At 44.2% G+C, this 18,341-nt stretch carries 17 protein-coding genes; 10 read left to right on the top strand and 7 right to left on the bottom strand.

Features of this window, described 5'->3' with window-relative positions:
• Positions 1-84 precede the first annotated feature (84 nt).
• Both V7D18_RS04785 and V7D18_RS04780 read right to left on the bottom strand, forming a co-directional pair.
• Complete coding sequence (locus V7D18_RS04785; protein WP_426151974.1) at positions 85-390, bottom strand: AzlD domain-containing protein; 306 nt, start codon at positions 388-390, stop codon at positions 85-87.
• The gene (locus V7D18_RS04780) at positions 383-1,105 is read right to left on the bottom strand and encodes an AzlC family ABC transporter permease (RefSeq protein WP_426151972.1); all 723 of its coding nucleotides are present in this window, start codon (positions 1,103-1,105) and stop codon (positions 383-385) included. The genes V7D18_RS04785 and V7D18_RS04780 overlap by 8 nt, the downstream gene beginning before the upstream one ends.
• A 129-nt stretch (positions 1,106-1,234) precedes the next feature.
• Here V7D18_RS04780 and V7D18_RS04775 point away from each other — a divergent pair, with 129 nt between their 5' ends.
• Both V7D18_RS04775 and V7D18_RS04770 read left to right on the top strand, forming a co-directional pair.
• On the top strand, positions 1,235-2,110 hold the full coding sequence (locus tag V7D18_RS04775) for a LysR family transcriptional regulator (protein WP_426151970.1): 876 nt from the start codon (positions 1,235-1,237) through the stop codon (positions 2,108-2,110).
• A gap of 146 nt (positions 2,111-2,256) precedes the next feature.
• On the top strand, positions 2,257-3,069 hold the full coding sequence (locus tag V7D18_RS04770) for a CAP domain-containing protein (RefSeq protein ID WP_426151968.1): 813 nt from the start codon (positions 2,257-2,259) through the stop codon (positions 3,067-3,069).
• Between the two features lie 72 nt (positions 3,070-3,141).
• Here V7D18_RS04770 and V7D18_RS04765 read toward each other — a convergent pair whose 3' ends face one another.
• The 5 genes from V7D18_RS04765 to V7D18_RS04745 form a co-directional block, all read right to left on the bottom strand.
• Positions 3,142-3,828: an ABC transporter ATP-binding protein gene (locus V7D18_RS04765; RefSeq protein WP_426151966.1), complete on the bottom strand. Its 687-nt coding sequence runs from the start codon at positions 3,826-3,828 to the stop codon at positions 3,142-3,144.
• Positions 3,829-3,850: 22 nt separating this feature from the next.
• On the bottom strand, positions 3,851-6,361 hold the full coding sequence (locus V7D18_RS04760; RefSeq protein ID WP_426152037.1) for an ABC transporter permease: 2,511 nt from the start codon (positions 6,359-6,361) through the stop codon (positions 3,851-3,853).
• Between the two features lie 118 nt (positions 6,362-6,479).
• The gene (locus V7D18_RS04755; RefSeq protein ID WP_426151964.1) at positions 6,480-7,892 is read right to left on the bottom strand and encodes a sensor histidine kinase; all 1,413 of its coding nucleotides are present in this window, start codon (positions 7,890-7,892) and stop codon (positions 6,480-6,482) included.
• The gene (locus V7D18_RS04750) at positions 7,893-8,603 is read right to left on the bottom strand and encodes a response regulator transcription factor (RefSeq protein WP_426151962.1); all 711 of its coding nucleotides are present in this window, start codon (positions 8,601-8,603) and stop codon (positions 7,893-7,895) included.
• Between the two features lie 75 nt (positions 8,604-8,678).
• Positions 8,679-9,560: a LysR family transcriptional regulator gene (locus tag V7D18_RS04745; RefSeq protein ID WP_426151960.1), complete on the bottom strand. Its 882-nt coding sequence runs from the start codon at positions 9,558-9,560 to the stop codon at positions 8,679-8,681.
• Between the two features lie 190 nt (positions 9,561-9,750).
• On the opposite strand from V7D18_RS04745, the gene V7D18_RS04740 reads away from it, so the two are divergent.
• The 8 genes from V7D18_RS04740 to V7D18_RS04705 are packed head-to-tail and all read left to right on the top strand — an operon-like array spanning position 9,751 to position 18,188.
• Positions 9,751-10,782, top strand: coding sequence for a sulfate ABC transporter substrate-binding protein (locus tag V7D18_RS04740; RefSeq protein ID WP_426151958.1), 1,032 nt, complete (start codon positions 9,751-9,753; stop codon positions 10,780-10,782).
• 15 nt (positions 10,783-10,797) lie between these two features.
• Positions 10,798-11,649, top strand: a complete 852-nt coding sequence (gene cysT / locus V7D18_RS04735; protein ID WP_426151956.1) for a sulfate ABC transporter permease subunit CysT — start codon at positions 10,798-10,800, stop codon at positions 11,647-11,649.
• 12 nt (positions 11,650-11,661) lie between these two features.
• Positions 11,662-12,498, top strand: coding sequence for a sulfate ABC transporter permease (locus tag V7D18_RS04730; protein ID WP_426151954.1), 837 nt, complete (start codon positions 11,662-11,664; stop codon positions 12,496-12,498).
• A 21-nt stretch (positions 12,499-12,519) separates the two neighbouring features.
• Complete coding sequence (locus V7D18_RS04725) at positions 12,520-13,584, top strand: sulfate/molybdate ABC transporter ATP-binding protein (protein ID WP_426151952.1); 1,065 nt, start codon at positions 12,520-12,522, stop codon at positions 13,582-13,584.
• Between the two features lie 22 nt (positions 13,585-13,606).
• On the top strand, positions 13,607-15,295 hold the full coding sequence (locus V7D18_RS04720; protein ID WP_426151950.1) for an adenylyl-sulfate reductase subunit alpha: 1,689 nt from the start codon (positions 13,607-13,609) through the stop codon (positions 15,293-15,295).
• Positions 15,276-15,587: an indolepyruvate ferredoxin oxidoreductase subunit alpha gene (locus V7D18_RS04715; RefSeq protein WP_426151948.1), complete on the top strand. Its 312-nt coding sequence runs from the start codon at positions 15,276-15,278 to the stop codon at positions 15,585-15,587. The genes V7D18_RS04720 and V7D18_RS04715 overlap by 20 nt, the downstream gene beginning before the upstream one ends.
• A gap of 12 nt (positions 15,588-15,599) precedes the next feature.
• Positions 15,600-16,502, top strand: a complete 903-nt coding sequence (gene cysD / locus V7D18_RS04710) for a sulfate adenylyltransferase subunit CysD (protein ID WP_426151946.1) — start codon at positions 15,600-15,602, stop codon at positions 16,500-16,502.
• Complete coding sequence (locus tag V7D18_RS04705; RefSeq protein ID WP_426151944.1) at positions 16,503-18,188, top strand: sulfate adenylyltransferase subunit 1; 1,686 nt, start codon at positions 16,503-16,505, stop codon at positions 18,186-18,188. It begins immediately after the preceding gene.
• Positions 18,189-18,341: the final 153 nt, after the last annotated feature.

Below are 18,341 nucleotides of genomic sequence, written 5' to 3'. Positions count from 1 at the left end.
AGTAGAGGCTATTACATATATATTAAAATCATAAATGTAATCGTCTCTTTTTTGAGTTTCTACAGTTTATGTTATATGTCATCGTCACAGTAGCAGCTCCATCAAAAATACAACCCCGCAAGCCGTCAGGGAAACAAAAATCAGCGTCTTCCCTCTATAAGCCATCACCACAGCCGCTGCCAATGCCGCCGCCGCGGACCAGATACTCCTTGTAGCTGTGAGGATAGCCGGAAAAGTCATCACGGACAGAGTTACATAGGGTACGTAGAAGAGAAAGGACCGAACCCAGGTATTTTTAATTTCCCGCCGGATCAGAGTCAGGGGAAGTACGCGGATGGCATAAGTCACAACTGCCATAACCAGTATATACGCATAAATTCGGTCATTCATAAGAAACCTCCTCTTCAGCCGGAAATGGAAACAGAAAAGCGGCTGCGCCAGCAATTACAATTGTCAGAAGTATGAGCCTCATACCGGAAGAAATCATACGCAGTCCCGGAAGACAGGAAAACAATAAACTAAGAATCATGGAAGCAGCTACCACCAGCGCCAGATTCCGGTTATCCCTTGCCGGAGGTACGATAATAGCCACAAACATACCGTATAATCCCACACTTAAAGCACTTAAAAGACGGTCTGGAAGCAGGCTGCCGGATACAGCTCCGAAAGCAGTGCCCAGTGTCCAGCCGGGTACAGCCGCAGACAGCAGTCCATAGCAGTAGCGGGGATCTAATTTACCGGACTTGCACACGGAAACACCAAAGACTTCATCTGTTACACCGTATCCGATAAGAAAACGGTGATAAAATGGAGTATCTTCTTTAAATTTCTGGGACAGGGAACAGGACATTAAGCTGTATCTTAAATTGATCACAAACTGGGCAAGAGCCATTTCTCCAAGGGAAGCCCCTGCTTTGATGATCCCAAGTCCGGCGAACTGTCCTGCTGAGGTTAAGTTGGTAAGTGACATCACGATGGCTTGCCATGGTGAAAGTCCGGTATTAGCCGCCATAATGCCAAAGGTAAATGATACGGCAAAATATCCAAGTCCGATGGGAATGCCGTCTTTTATTCCGGTATAATATTGTAATCTGCGTTCGTTCATAAGTATCCTCCGTAAAAGGGTCACTCCCTTTTAATAAACTAAGAAAAATATACCACGCTTCTTTACATCAGTAAAACAAATGTTTATAATGGAAACATTAGGAAAACTGATGGATAAGAAGGTGGATGAATGAACCGGTACCGGGCAGTCGTTAAAATTGTGGAATGCGGGGGATTTACCAAAGCTGCCATGGAACTGGGCTATACACAGTCCGCTGTCAGCCAGATGGTTCAGTCTCTGGAAGAGGAACTAAATACAGTCCTTTTTATACGGTCAAAAAAAGGCGTAACACTGACACCGGACGGGTCTGAGCTTATGCCATACATAAAAAATATCTGTCATGCATACAGGGAATTGATGGAAAAACGAAGTGAGATGGAAGGAATTCAGAATGCAGCCATCCGCATCGGTACCTTTGCCAGTGTATCCTGTCACTGGCTTCCGGGACTGATGAAGGGCTTCAAAGAAAAATATCCCTCTGTCAGCTTTCAGCTTTACCAGGGAGATTACACGGCGATTGAGCAGCTGGTAAAGGAAGGCAGCGTAGACTTTGGTTTCATTAATCCCCAGGCAGTGACAGATCAGGAACTGAAGACCATTCCCTTAAAAAAAGATCCCATGCTTGCAGTCCTTCCCATAACCCATCCCCTTGCAAAAAAAGAGGAAATCCCTATAAAGGAACTGGCACAAGAGCCATTTATCCTGCTGGAAGAGGGAAGTTTAAATGAACCCATGGAGTATTTCCGGCAGCATGACATCAAACCGAACATTCAATATATTGTTCATGATGATTATACAATTATGGCGATGATAGAAAAAGGGCTGGGTGTGGGAATTCTCTCAGATTTAATTTTAAACCGGGTGGATTATAAAAATGCTGTGAGAAATCTGGAACCGCCGCTGTCCAGAACCATTGGAGTCGTATTTAAGGATCAGAGGATTTTACCTGCTGCAAGCAGGCATTTTCTGGACTTTTTAACAGATGCATACAGGGAACTGGAGTGAGAATGGAAAATTCCTATTTCCGTTTCTGGAATCTGGAAAAATAATTACCATGTATTACCACTGGAAAAATGGAAGTAACAGTGCTATCATATTCTTGTAACACAAATGTAATAAAATTGTAACAAACCCAAAAGGAGGAAATAACATTGAAGAAACTAAAGGCAATTGGATTGATTACGTTAACCTTGACAAGCATGCTTCCATTAACAGCAAACGCAGCGGTGAATAACTCATACAGACAATGCTATGGCGGAAGAAACGTGACTGCAATTTATGGCTCCTGTAATGCCAGTGATTTGAGGGCGAAGCTTCAGCAGCTTGGAATCAACTCAAACAATTTAAACTGGTCCTGTTTAACCAACGGCAATAGTAATAAAACTGGAAATTGCAGCAATGGAAACGGAAGCAATACCAATAATGGTAATACAAATACCGGAAACACCAACACCGGAAACACCAACACCGGAAATACCAACACTGGAAATACCAATACCGGAAATACCAACACCGGAAACACCAACACCGGAAACACTAACAGTGGAAACACCAACACCGGCAGCACAAATAGTGGCTCCACTACCAACAAAACCTACACTCAGCAGGTTGTTGATCTGGTAAATGCAGAAAGAGCAAAAGCAGGACTTGCACCTCTTACCATTGATGCAAATGTGGAAAAAGCAGCGAATGTAAGAGCCAATGAAATTCAGACTTCCTTCGAGCATGTACGTCCAAACGGCAGTTCCTTCTCTACTGCAATCAAAGAGCAGAACGTTAACTTCCGCGGTGCAGGCGAGAACATTGCCTGGGGTCAGAAGACACCACAAGAAGTAATGAATGCATGGATGAACAGTGCCGGACACCGGGCTAACATCTTAAATAAGAGCTTTACACATATCGGTGTCGGCAATGTACAAAACGGTGCAGGAACACAGTATTGGGTACAGCTGTTTACATACTAATAAAATAAGTCCTTTGCGGACACAAAGCATTAGGCTCCTCTCCAGACTTACGGTTTGGAAAGGAGCCTTTACTTACTCAATCATTCCATCCCGGACTGTAATGATCCGGCTGCAGCTTTTTGCTGCTTCTGACGAATGGGTTACCATGATGATCGTCTGTTTGCTTTCCTGGTTGATATGGTGCAGCAGATGTAAAATTTCTGCCCCGGTTTTACTATCCAGATTACCCGTTGGTTCATCTGCAAAGAGGATTTCCGGACTTCCAATCAATGCACGGGCAATTGCCACACGCTGCTGTTGTCCGCCTGACAACTCGCGGGGAGTATGCTTTTGCCTGTCAGATAACCCTGTCAATTCTAAAATATAGTTTAATTTCTTTTTGTAGTCTTTCATTTTCCTGCCATCCAAAAGCAAAGGGAGCATGATGTTTTCTTCCACATTCAGGTTAGGAATCAGATTATAAAACTGAAATACAAATCCTATTTTCTGCCGCCGAAACCGGCTCATTTTTTCGTCTTCCAGGTGGGATATATCTGTGCCGTTGAGACGGATGGAACCGCTTGTGGGAGAGTCAAGACCTCCAAGAATATAAAGCAGCGTGCTTTTCCCGGAACCGGAAGGTCCCATGATGGATACAAATTCCCCCTGCTTTACTTGCAAAGACACATCTTTTAATACGTTGGTTATAGTATCGCCAAGCCGAAAATCTTTCACAATATGTCTGCATTCAACAGTGATGGAACCGGTTAATGGTTTCATGTACAAAACCTCCAATCTCTTCTTAAAGTTTGATCTCTTCTATCAGTTTCATCTGCCGGCTTTTGAAAATTGGAATGACGGAGCCCGACAAGGTGATTAAAATTCCACTGGCCCCGGCCATTAGAAATGTCCTGGCACTAAGTGCCGGTAACATGGTAATTTTCGGTCCAGCCACAATAAAAATTATTTTTATCTCCATATAGGAAACAAATATCGCTATTAACGCTCCGATCATACCGCAGGAAAACCCCTCAATCAGCATCATTTTCATGTTTTGCCGGGTGCTTAGTCCAATCGATTTATACATGGCGATTGTACGGCGCTTTTGCATATAGTTAATGAGCAGATTATTAATAACACCGATCGCCGCAAGCAGCAAAATGAAGTAAGTCATGCTGTGCATAGGTTTTAAAAAGGCTCCGACTGTAGAATGGGTGTCTGCATTAAATTCTTCCACCGTCCGGCTCCAGTTTGGTGTATTCCCAAACAGGTCTCGGATTTGAATCATGACTGCATCGGGATCAGCGGCAGTATAGGCTAAAAAGCCATAGCTTTCTTTGCCGAAATCAGAGGCTGCATAGGACGATGGAATCACAGCTTCCACATCAGTTGCCCTCGATTTGAAACTGCCGGTTATAACATAAGAGCCGGCTGCGGTTCCACTTGACAGAGTGAGCACATCTCCCACAGTAAATCCCGTCCGCTTCAGACAACTTTCACTTAATATTATGGATCGATGGGCGGCAAATGCAGAAACGGCCTGCTCCTTCATAACGGGTTCTGTATAATGAAGTGCCAGCATGGAGCTATACCATTCCAGATTATCTGTTGCTTCAAGCCGTGAAAAAACAACACCGTTTCCATTTATTTCATTCTCGAACACATAGAGGGGCAGCACCTTTTCAACACCGTCCATATTTTTCACCTGCTTTACAAACTCCGGAGTCATTTGCCCGTCTGCAAAACCCTGTAATTCTGCGTCTCTAAATACGTCGCTGATATAGGTATTTACGAAATCCCCCACAACGCTGATTGCGATGACTGCAGAAATACTGATAAAAAGCAGTGTAATGTTCTGTGTGATATTTTTGTTGTCCCGCATGTTCCGGGCAGCGAGCCTGCCTATATTATTAAAAAGCAGACCGTATACGCATTCCAGTCCTATAGAAATCAGATTTGTTAAAGGGGGAATGACAAATATTGTTGCTGTAATCAGTCCTGATAAAGAAAAGCCGCCGGCCAGATTTAACATGTTTTCAGGAACAAGCTTTGGAAAAATTATTGAAATCAGAAATAAAATAATCCCTGTTCCAATGATTATGTGCCGGGGAGGGGAACGCTCTTCAACGGTGCCGAGAACGACTTCCTTAATTGGAAGGCGGCTTGCCCGGTACACCGGAAGCCATGCACTAAGGAGAGAAACGGCTAAAGCCATAGTGAAGGAGATTATAATGCTGAACGGTGTAATAACAACCGGGATTTTAATTCCCAGTGGCAGAGATTTTCCCATACCCTGCAAAACCAGTTTCAGTACAAACATTCCAACAGGAATACCAGTCAGTCCGCCTGCGCCGCCATATAGCAGGCTTTCTAAAAGAAGAATACGGGTAACTGTTTTCTGGGTTGCTCCAATGCTGCGAAACGTTCCGATCACTGGTAACCGGTCTAATGTAATTACCTTGTAGCTGCTGTAAATAATAAAAACGCTGATTGTGAGGGAGAAAAAGCTGATTAAAAAAAATGGCATGGATTTTTGCTTTGCGTCGGCTTTGATCTGTGCTTCATTTATAATCCCAGAGACCTGATATCTGCCGTCAGGAAGCGCTGCCTCCAGCTCGTTTATCAGATCAACCGTAGAGACGCCTCTCGCAGGTTTTATTAATATCTCGCTGTATCCATCCGTTTTCCCTGAAAGTCCGGACAACGTAGAAAGTGGTAAAAGAGCGGTCGCCCCCCGTGTTTTCCGCAGAAAAACAGTATCATAAGCAGCAATTTCAGCTACTTCAAAACCAACCGGAATACCCCCTGTCTGCAGAGTTATACTATCTCCTTTTTTAATTCCATACTTTAAAGTAAACCGGTCAGGAAGAATGATTTTCCTGCCGGAGAAGTCTGTGATTTCACCTCCATCGATCAGACGAGGCTTATTAATCTCATCAAGCTGTAACAGATCTGCAGCAATCAGATCGACTGTTTCATAATACCCGTTTTCGTGATAGATACAGCTTTGCTTCAGCATCCCCACTTTTGCTCCGATACAGGGTAAGTCGGGAATATCCCCGCTCCTGATGGTACCCGGGTCACCAGCAGCACTAACAGAAACCGTTGCACTTCCTGACATACCCCGCGCCATTTTCTGCTGGGCACTTTCATAGGAAGCGGCAAGAGAAAAAGATACGAACAACAATGTGGAAGAAAGAAGGATTGACAGCAGCATAACAGCGGTTCTTGCTTTGTGCTCTTTTACATTAATCAAAATGTATTTTAATATTACTTTCAACGAAACACCTGCTTTCTGATGGAAACAGACCATTAACAGGTCTGTCCCATCTGTATTCTGGCTTGAATGACACATAAAAAGGCTGGCAGCTATCATAATTAAATGATAAACTGCCAACCTTAATCTGTGTTTCAGGCAACCTTAATTAACCTTAATTTATGGGAAACTGTATTTGAAAAGAAGATCCGATGTCCGGTATGCTGGATACGGCAATGATGCCTCCGTGAAGCTCTACAATGCTTTTTGCTATGGCGAGTCCTAATCCCGTTCCATCAGACCTGTGTTCTGTATTAGTTCCACGATAGTAACGCTGAAAGAGGGAGAGCGTTTCTGCTGCTGACATTCCCCTTCCATTATCGGACACAATAATCTGAAGCAGGGTATCAGAAACGGATATTTGCAGAGCAACTGCCGTATTTTCATCGCCATGGACAAATGCGTTTAGAATGATATTTTGAAATACTCTTGTTAAAAGTATTGGATCGAATGAAAATAAAATCGTTTCCACGGAAGTTTCAAAGTCTATGGTACGTTGCTCATATTCAGGATTATTTAAGATATCAATTACCAGTTCTTTTAAGAAACGTATAAAATTTTGCTCCTGCAGTTTCAGGGGAATCATACCATTATCTAATTGATAGGTTAATTTCATTTCATCAATCAGCGCTTCCATATAAGCGGCATTTTTTAATATAACCTGCGAATATCGTTTGCATTGTTCCTCCGTTTTGGTGCCATTTTCCTGTAATAGTTCGGCATAGCCTTTTATGGGCGATAAGGGTGTTTTCAAATCATGGGTAATGTTAGCGATCCATTCTTCCCGCATTTTTTCAGTTTGTCTGAGAAGCCTGTCGCTTTCTCTAATCTCTGAATCCAGAGTGTTCAGACTATCATATAGGTCCTTGTAAGCACCGTGAACTTTAATTGGAAGATAATTGCGTTCCGAAATTTCTCTGATGGAAGTTGTTAAGCGGTTCATGATGTGTGTAGTCCAGAATCCATAAATAATACCGGAAATTAAAACAACCGTAAATAACATACCGAGAATAAGAATGACAATGGTTTTTCCGCCTGTAAACCTGTCTCCATTGAGATACATGGTTATTTTGGTAATCGTCATAGGAAAATGTAGAATATAGACGTAGTCATTTCCATTGTTTGTAACCGTTCCGATGAAAGCTGTTGTTTTGCTGCCTTTTAACTGTCCTGTCTGATAAAGCTTAAAAAGCTCTGTATTGGAGTAAGCCAGATCAGCCTGATCCGGTTTTTCATAGCTGAATATTTCATTGCCGGAATGATCTAAAATCTGCAGTCCGATATCATTTTTCTGCAGCAGTTCCAGTCCCGGCTGCCGGATTTGTGCTTTCTCATTGATAAATATAATATATTCCCTGAAATTCTCCGTAAATGATTTGGGCCAGTCGCTTCTTATGGTGGTGCCAGTGGAGGTTTTAACGGTAATCAATAAGTAAAAGAGAGCAAATGATGCGGCTATCGTTCCAAGCAGCGACAGAAAGAAAATCAGATAAATATGAAAAATGGTGAAGTATCCGGATTTTTTCATCTAATCAGTCCTCTTCTTTAATTTGTATCCCAGGCCTTTTACTGTAATCAGCTGTTGGGGATTTGAGGGTGTGTCCTCGATTTTTTCGCGGATATGCCGGATATGAACCATAATGGTATTATCACAAATGCTGCTGTAATCACCCCAGACCTGTTCGTACAGGCGCTCTTTGCTGATGATTTTATCCGTGTTTTCCATTAGATAAGACAATAACAGAAATTCACGTCCGGTCAGACTGATTTCCTGCCCTGACTTATAGGTCCGGCAGCTTTCTTTATCAAGAGTAAGAGAACCGGCATTTAAAAGCTCCCCGTTTCCCAATCCGGGTGCAGCCTGATACTGCTGGCGGCGAAGCTGCGCTTTGATGCGGAAAACAACTTCCCGTGGGCTGAATGGTTTTGTAATATAATCGTCACCTCCGCAGGAAAGCCCCAGAATTTTATCAATATCATCATTTTTAGAGGAAAGAAACAGGATGGAGCAGTAGGAGAATTCCCGTATTTTCCTGCACACCTCCAGTCCGTCTAAATCCGGGAGCATAACATCCAGCACAACAACGTCAGGCTGGAACTCCCGGCAGATTCGTAACGCTTCAAGACCTGTATATGCTCTCTCAATAACATGAAAACCATCCTGCTGCAACACTTCCTGTATCAGATTGACAATATCTCTTTCGTCATCTACCAATAAAATTTTGCTGTTCATTTCCATATAGATATCCCCCTCTATCCTGATAGAACCATCATATACGGTCAAACGGATAATATCAACAGAGAGTTTTTTTGTTCATGGTAATGATTTACTTTTTACCAGCTCCATAAAATGCAGCATTGCCGGATTTAAATACTTATTCTGATGATAAATTATCTGATATTCCCGCTTCAGCTCAACCCCCTGCAGGGGAAGGGCGGACAGCGTTCCCTTTCCCAGGTATCCGGACACCTGGCGTTCCGGCAGTATGGCAATTCCAAGATTTGTACAGACTCCCCACATGATTGCTTCATTGCTGGTGCTTTCAAGGACAGGGCGGAGGATAAAATTATGAAGGTGAAAGGCAGATTCAGCCAGTTTTCTGGTCTGACTGCCTTTTTCTCTTAATATAAAACGTTCTTCTCTTAAGTCCTCCAGTGTTATTTTCTCTCTCTGAGCCAACGGATGGGAAGGACTGGAAACTAAAATTAACTGTTCTTTGGCGAATGGCTCAGTCAGTATTTTATCAGAGCTGCTTACTCCCTCGGTGAGAGCCAGATCAAGCTGATTTTCCAGGACAGCGGTTTCTATCCTGTCAGAAGTGTCAACTTTTATATAAGGCATGGGAACCTGACCACTTTTCGTAAAACTTTGAATGATATCAGGCATCAGGCAGGCCCCGATGGTGCTGGAAAATCCGATTCGCAGCGGAGTCGTCTGATCCTGCTTTTTAAACTCTGAATCCATTTCCTGATAAAGAGAGGCGATGTGGGAGGCAAATTCATATAAATTACGGGCAGCACTGGTCTTTTGAATGCCCCTCCCAGCCCGTTCAAACAACCGGATGGAATACTCATTTTCCAGTTCCCGGATTGCAAGGCTCACCGCGGGCTGGCTGATATTCAGCTTATTTGCAGCAGCAGTAATGCTTTCTTCCTTGTAGACCGTGACAAAGATCAGCAATGTTTTAATGGACATGATTTCCTCCTGACTAATATCATATTTACATACTGGTAATATATGATGTATAAGCAAAAAAATATGGTTATAGGGGAATAGATAAGGAAATTCTAACATATAGAGAAAGAAAAAACAATAACATACTTTACAAATATGTAAATAGGGATTAAACTTCCAGATAACACACGGAGCAAGCGGAGGTTCATGTATGAGAAAAAGAGGGAAAAAGCGGGCAGCAGCCCTTACGCTGATCATCGCAGCAGCAGTAATATCAGCAGGCTGTGCGAAGCAGACAGATTCCGGAAAAGACGGAACAATTACAATTACCAATGTTTCTTATGATCCCACCAGAGAGTTTTATCAGGAGTACAACAAAATCTTTGAATCCTATTACAGGGATACCTACAAAACCGGAATAACGGTGGTGCAGTCCCACGGGGGATCGGGCGGTCAGGCCCGTTCGGTCATAGAAGGAGCAAAGGCAGATGTGGTCACTCTGGCTCTGGCCCATGATATTTCCATGATTGAAAAGTCCGGATTGATTGATACCGGCTGGATGAAAGAATTTGAGGGAAATTCATCACCTTATACCTCTGCCATCGTGTTTCTGGTGAGGAAAGGAAATGAAAAAAAGATAAAGGACTGGTCTGATTTAATGAAACCAGGTGTGGAGATAATCACCCCGGACCCCAAGAGCAGCGGTGGTGCCTGCTGGAATTTCCTGGCTGCCTGGCAGTATGCGAAGGTCACTTACCATGGAAACGGGGAGAAAATAAAATCATTTGCGGCAGACCTTTATAAAAATGTTTCTGTTATGGATTCAGGGGCGAGGGGAGCTACCACTACCTTTGTGGAAAACGGACAGGGAGATGTGCTGATTGCCTGGGAGAATGAAGCCATCAATACGGTGAAAGAGTATCCCGACCAGTATGAAATTATCACTCCCAGCATCAGCATCCTCGCAGAACCCAGTGTGGCGGTGGTAGATGAAAACGCCCGAAGAGGCGGAGCAGAGAAGGCTTCAGAGGAATACTTAAAATATCTTTATTCCGATGAAGCGCAGAGGCTGATCGGCGAATACGGATACAGGCCTTCAAATAAGAAGATTCTTTCTGAATTTTCCGGGAAGTTTGATCTTAATGTAAAACTTTGCACCATTGATGATTTCGGTGGCTGGGATGCAGCTTATGAGATGTTTTTTGCAGACGGGGGAATCTTTGATGAGATTTACGACAATTAAAGGGAGGTTAATCAGATGATAAAACAGTCGCATCCAACAGGAAAAAGCCGGCGTGTCATACCTGGATTCGGGCTGAGTATGGGAGTCACTCTTTTCATGCTTTCCTGCATGATACTCATTCCACTTGCCTCAGTGCTGGTTTATTCCTTTCAGTTATCCCCCCGGGAATTTCTAAACCTGATTACAAAGACCAATGTGGTAAATGCATTTAAAACCAGCCTGCTCTGTTCCCTTTTTGCCGCATTTGTCAACAGTGTGTCCGGACTCATTCTTGCCTGGGTCCTCGTGCGGTATGAGTTTCCAGGCAAGCGGATTATGGATGGGATCATTGAACTTCCCTTTGCCTTACCCACTGCAGTAGCAGGAATCACTCTTTCCAGACTGTATTCTGATACGGGGATCATGGGCCCGTTTCTCGGATTGTTCGGAATAAAAGCGGCATATACGAAGACCGGGCTGACCATCGCCCTGATTTTTATAGGAATACCATTTGTGGTGCGGTCCATTCAGCCGGTTCTGGAAACCCTTGATCCACGGTATGAGGAGGCAGCAGCAATTTTGGGAGCAGGGAAATTTCATACGTTTAGAAAGGTGATTCTGCCGGAGCTTGGGCCTGCGCTTCTGACTGGATTTGGTCTTGCATTTGCAAGGGGGGTGGGGGAATACGGCAGCGTAATCTACATATCCGGAAACAACGCCAGGAATCAGACACAGGTGGTATCCTATGTGATCATGCAGAAACTGAATTATGTAGATTATCCCGGCGCGACAGCAATTGCTCTGGTGATGCTTTTCCTGTCCTTTATGGTTTTACTGTCTGTAAATATGATTCAGGTGCATCAGGCGAAGCGCACCAGCAGTTTATAGGAGGGAACATGGATGAAAATAAAAGGTAAATGGATTCTCATAGGAATCAGTGCGGTATTTCTCTTTTTGATGCTGGTCCTGCCTCTGATCTCAGTCATTGTCAATTCACTGAAAGAGGGTATGGGCTTTTACTTAAAATCATTGGCTGCCTCTTCTGTAAAATCAGCGTTTTGGGTCACTGTGCTGGCAGCTGTGACTGCAGTCGTTGTCAATACCATTTTTGGGATCGCGGCAGCATGGCTGATAACCAGATTTTCGTTTAAAGGAAAGCAGATTCTTTCTGCAGTCATTGATATTCCATTTTCCATCTCTCCTGTGATTGCAGGGCTTGCCTTTTTAATGACATTCGGGAGAATGGGATGGGCAGGCGGTCTGATTGCCAGGCTTAATGAGGCTCTTGGAACAAATATCCAGATCGTATTTGCCATTCCGGGAGTGGTGCTTGCAACTGTATTTGTCACATTTCCATTTGTATCAAGGGAAATCATACCGGTTCTTCATTCCATAGGAAAAGAAGAGGAAGAAGCGGCAGCGCTTATGGGGGCAGACGGATTTACCATATTCCGAAAGATTACGTTTCCTCATATACGCTGGGCACTTCTTTATGGAGTGATTCTCTGTACGGCAAGGGCACTTGGGGAGTTCGGGGCTGTCCATGCCCTGTCAAAAACCAGAGGGGAAACATTTACTCTTCCTCTTGAAATCGATGCACTTTATCTCTCCAATTCATCGGAATCCATTACTTCAGCATTTGCTGTTTCTTCCATTCTGGTTCTGATGGCGGTGGCAGTGCTGATCATACGCAATGTGGCGGAGCATCAGGCAAAAAAGAACGGGAAAGAGCAGTAAAGGTTTAGTCAGGAGGGTCCTATGTACATAGAAATGAAAAATATTGAAAAATCATATGGGAATTTTAAGGTTTCCAAAGAAGTGAATTTCGCCTTGAAAAAGGGAACTCTGGCAGCTCTTCTTGGACCAAGCGGAAGCGGAAAAACAACAATCCTGCGGATGATTGCCGGTTTTGAAACACCGGATTCCGGAGATATCATGATCGATCAGAAAAGAGTCAATGATCTTCCAGCCCCTGAAAGAGGTATTGGTTTTGTGTTTCAAAATTACGCTCTGTTTCGGTACATGACAGTTTTTGAAAACATCGCCTTTGGTCTGCAAGTAAAAAAAGTTCACAAAAAGCTGATTAAGGAACGGGTTATGGAACTGATTTCTTTGACCGGTCTGGAGGGGTTAGAGAAACGCTATCCAAATCAGCTCTCCGGCGGACAGCGTCAGAGGGTTGCATTTGCCAGAGCACTGGCACCAAACCCCGGGCTTCTGCTCCTTGATGAACCGTTTGCAGCCATTGATGCAAAGGTGCGTCAGGAACTTCGCAGCTGGTTAAAGGAAATGATTCATAAGGTGGGCATTACCAGTATCTTTGTCACCCACGACCAGGATGAGGCGGTGGAGGTCGCAGATGAGATTATTGTCACCAATCAGGGCAGAATCGAACAGATCGCAAGTCCATTTGAAATCTATAAAAATCCGGCAACACCTTTTGTGGCTGAGTTTATCGGTCAGTCAACCAGAATGGATGGGTATCACAGGCTGAAGGGCTTTGAAAAGGGTGATTATACGGGAGCGATTATCCGGCCCGAGTTTGTGGAAGCATTTAAAAGTGATAATTCAAAGTTTCAGGATGTGATGGAGTATTCGGAGGAGGGGACCATTGAAGATATTTCCTTTCGTGGAAACTATCTGGAGGTACGGCTGAATGTAAATGGAGTTTTCCTTACGACCCGAAGGTCTCTGGAAAGGCGTCCTGTTTCCATTGGTGAAAAAATGCATGTGATTGTTTACCGGATTTATGCTTACGATGACAAAAAGGCGTATTTGCTGGAAAATTCACTGTTAAACGGAGTCAATATCGTCACATTCTGATACAGAAAAAGAGGAGTCAAAGATGAGTATAAGGTTGAAGCGGGAAGTTATGACGGCAGATGTTCTGATTATAGGGGGAGGGACGGCAGGGTGTTATGCGGCGCTGACTCTTTCAAAAAATTCGGACTTAAAGGTTATCATTGCGGAAAAAGCAGGGATCAGGCGGAGCGGCTGTCTGGCAGCCGGGGTAAATGCCATCAATGCTTACATCACAGATGGGCAGACTGCTGAGGATTATGTGGATTATGCAATGAAAGATGCGGCGGGGATTGCAAGAGAAGATCTTCTGTTATCGGCAGCCTTAAGATTTAATAAAGTGACAGCTGATTTAGAACGGCTGGGACTTGTGATTCTGAAAGATGAAAAGGGCAATTACGTGACCAGAGGGAAGCGCAATATAAAGATTAACGGAGAAAATATAAAGCCCATTCTTGCCGATGCCGTATTGCAGGCACCAAATGTCACGGTCTTAGAGCATGTAAATGTGACGGATCTGCTTGCAGATAAAAATGAAGTAAAAGGGGCCGTTGGTTTTCATATGGAAGAAAATACTGCTTATGAATTACGGGCAGCAGCAGTCATCGTTTCCACCGGAGGCGCAGCCGGTCTTTATAAACCAAATAACCCGGGGTTTTCCCGTCATAAGATGTGGTACCCTCCCTTTAACACAGGAGCTGGTTATGCCATGGGAATGAAAGCTGGTGCAGAAATGACATCTTTTGAAATGCGCTTTATCGCACTCCGCTGTAAAGATACCATTGCGCCCACCGGAACCATCGCCCAGGGGGTCAGGGCAAAACAGATTAATTCCAGAGGTGAGATTTACGAGGAAAAATATGGAATCACCACCAGTGAGCGGGTCTATGGAACCGTAAAGGAAAATCAGCTGGGAAATGGTCCCTGTTATCTGCATACCAAGGGAATTGATAAAGACACGGAAGAAGATTTGCTGAAAGCATACTTAAACATGGCTCCAGGCCAGACTCTTAAATGGCTGCAAAATGACAACACTCCGGGAACAGAGGATGTGGAGATAGCGGGAACCGAGCCTTATATAGTGGGAGGCCATACGGCAAGCGGCTACTGGATTAATACAAACAGGGAAACCACAGTCAGAGGTTTATATGCAGCGGGAGACGCAGCAGGCGGCTGCCCCCAGAAGTATGTGACCGGAGCCCTGGCAGAAGGGGAAATTGCCGCACTTGATATTATAAATAAAGACCGGCGTATTGAAATTTCAGACCGGGTTACTTCCTTGGCAGAGGAAAAGATCCGGGAGTATGAAAGCATTTTAAATGGTACAGGAGCTGTTTTTACAGCAGAGGAGCTGGAAGAAGCAATGCAGAAAGTGATGGATGAGTATGCAGGAGGGATTTCTGCCAGTTATCAGTTTAATGAAAAGCAGCTAAAGCTGGGGAAAGAAAAAATAATGGAAATCACGGAGCTGACCAGATATTTAAATGCCACCGATATGCATGAGCTGATGTTTGTCTATGAGCTGAAGGAGCGTCTGACTGTATGCCGTTTTGTCATCGCCCACCTCGGATACAGAAAGGAAACCAGATGGCATTCATTCCAGGAGAATCTGGATTTTCCCGGTAAAGATGAGGCTTACCACAAATTTGTTAATTCCATGCTGAAAGATGGCAGGCTCATTCTAAAACTCCGGGACATAGGAAAGGAGACAAGATATGAGCATACGGATTTCTAAAGAAGCATGTGTGGGCTGTCTTGCCTGCACCCGGGTCTGTCCGGGCAGTCTGATTAAGGTAAAAGACGGCAAAGCATTTATCAAATATCCCAGAGACTGCTGGGGCTGTGCATCCTGTGTGAAGGAGTGCCGGTTTGGGGCCATTGATTTTTACCTGGGGGCTGATATGGGAGGAAATGGAACTGTGATGAACGTGTCCGGGGAAGGAAATCTCCTTTTCTGGAAAATCACCAGACCCGATGGTACCGTACGTATGATTGAAGTGGACGGTAAAAATTCGAATAAGTATTAGAGGAGAGATTATATGAGCAGATTATCCCATCTTGATGAGTTAGAAGCAGAAGCAATTTATATTATCAGAGAGGTAGCCGCCCAGTGTGAGAAGCCGGTTATGCTCTATTCAATCGGAAAGGACAGTTCGGTCATGCTTCACCTGGCATTAAAGGCGTTCTATCCGGAGAAGCCGCCTTTCCCATTTCTTCATGTCAACACCACCTGGAAGTTTAAAGAAATGATTGAATTCCGGGACAGAACAGCTAAGGAGCTGGGAATTGAGCTGTTAGAATACATCAATGAGGACGGTGTCGCACGGGGAATCAATCCATTTGACCATGGTTCCTCCTATACTGACATCATGAAAACCCAGGCATTAAAGCAGGCGCTTAATAAATATGGGTTTACTGCAGCCTTTGGCGGGGGCAGACGGGATGAGGAAAAAAGCCGGGCAAAAGAACGGATCTTTTCCTTCCGAAACGCCTCACACGCCTGGGATCCTAAAAATCAGAGACCGGAAATGTGGAAGCTTTACAATACAGAGATTTATAAAGGGGAGAGCATACGGGTATTTCCCATTTCCAACTGGACGGAAAAGGACATCTGGCAGTACATAAAACAGGAGAATATCCCCATAGTTCCATTGTATTTTGCGGCAGAAAGGCCGGTTGTTTACCGGGATCATGATATTATCATGGTGGATGATGACCGGATGAGGTTAAATCCCGGAGAGGTTCCCCAGCTTAAAAAGGTTCGTTTCCGAACACTGGGCTGTTATCCTCTTTCCGGCGGAGTTCTTTCAGAAGCAGATACCATTGATCAGATTATTGAAGAAACGCTAAGCTCCGTAGAATCAGAGCGGACCAGCCGTGTGATTGACAAAGACGGCGGAGCCGCCAGTATGGAAAAGAGAAAGAGGGAGGGGTATTTTTAAATGAACGGATTGCTGAAATTTATTACATGCGGAAGTGTGGACGACGGAAAATCTACTCTGATCGGGCATATACTCTACGATTCCAAACTGCTGTATGCAGATCAGGAAAAGGCGCTGCTGCTTGACAGTAAGGTGGGCTCCAGAGGCGGTGAGATTGATTATTCCCTTCTTTTAGACGGTCTGATGGCGGAACGGGAGCAGGGGATTACCATTGATGTGGCTTACCGGTATTTTACAACGGAAAGAAGAAGCTTTATCGTGGCGGATACTCCGGGGCATGAGGAATATACAAGAAATATGGCGGTAGGGGCTTCCTTCGCCCAGTTAGCGGTCATCCTTGTAGATGCGAAGCAGGGCGTTCTGGTACAGACAAGGCGTCACTTAAGGATCTGTTCCCTCATGGGAATCCATCATTTCATCTTCGCAGTCAACAAGATGGATCTGGCAGATTACAGCCAGGAACGCTTTGAAGAAATCAGCCGGAGTATTGCGGCTCTCACAGAGGAATTGTCTCTAACGCATGTAACCATAATTCCCGTCAGCGCTACGGAAGGGGATAATGTAACTGTTAAATCAGATCATATGCCCTGGTATGAGGGAGAAACACTCCTTTCCAGTCTGGAAGAGACGGAAGTTGCCAGGGAGGAGGGAAGCGGTTTTTATATGCCTGTCCAGAGAGTGTGCCGTCCTGATCATGAATTCCGCGGTTTTCAGGGCCAGGTGGAATCAGGGACCGTTTCAGTGGGCCAGAGCCTTACAATTCTTCCCGGAAATGAGACAGCAAAGGTAAAAAGCATTCTGGTGGGTGACCGGTCATCGGATCAGGCAGCTGCAGGTCAGGCAGTTACCATACAGCTTGACAGAGAGGTAGATGTGAGCCGTGGAAGCGTTCTGACGGATCAGGATCAGCTGCCGGTAAGCAAAGAAGTGAAGGCATCCATCCTGTGGATGGACGAAGCACCCCTTAAGGAGGGAAATGATTATCTGCTGAAGCTGGGAACAAGAATGCTGCCGGCTGTGGTAAAACGCATTGATTACCGTGTGGATATTAATACAGGTGAGCATTTATCCGCCAGAGAGATTGGTAAGAATGAGATTGCATCCTGTCTGCTTGAATTTTCCCAACGGATTCCGGTTGATGAATTTAAAAGGAACAAAACCCTGGGTGAACTAATTTTAATTGACAGGGTCAGCCATATGACTTCAGCCTGCGGAGTGGTGGAGCATGTGGAGAGCGGAGAAGAAAAGCCCTATTTTGAAAAGGGCGGGTTACGGGCAGGCGGATATATTTTTGAAGAGTTTTATTTTAATCTGGAAAATGCTTTTCTTTCCAGACAGAAGACAAAAGAGATCACGTACCGCCAGGGTGACTTCGTCCCTGTTTCGGGAGACAGTTTCCATTATCCGGACTTTTTTGATGTAATATCTTTGGAAGATTCAGTGGCAGTTCTTGTACGAAACCGAACAATACTGGACATCATAAGCCTTGATGATTATGGTTATTCCGGGTTGCCGATTCTGGATGAAAGAGGCTTTGCTTTAAAAATCGGTTCCAAAGAAGATTTGTTAAACTGTCTGGAAGAATATAAAAATATGGCTGGTAATAAAATCGCTTTCCAAAATAAATGGTCTAAATTTGAAACGTACAGACGAATTGTATGTAATGAAAATTTCTGGATTATTTAAAGCATTTAAAGACAGAAGCATACCTGAGAGCTTTCAAAAAAAACAGCTTTCCGTTGCTATTTTGCAGATGGGAAGCTGTTTTGTATTGGATGGGATAACTTGTTGATTACATACTTTTTTGATAGTTTTATTGGTAAAAATACACAAAATTGA

Source organism: Lacrimispora sp. 38-1, assembly GCF_049890855.1.
Taxonomy (GTDB): domain Bacteria; phylum Bacillota; class Clostridia; order Lachnospirales; family Lachnospiraceae; genus Lacrimispora.
The sequence above is the reverse complement of the archived record's forward strand: the minus strand, read 5'-3'. Positions and strand labels throughout refer to the sequence as shown.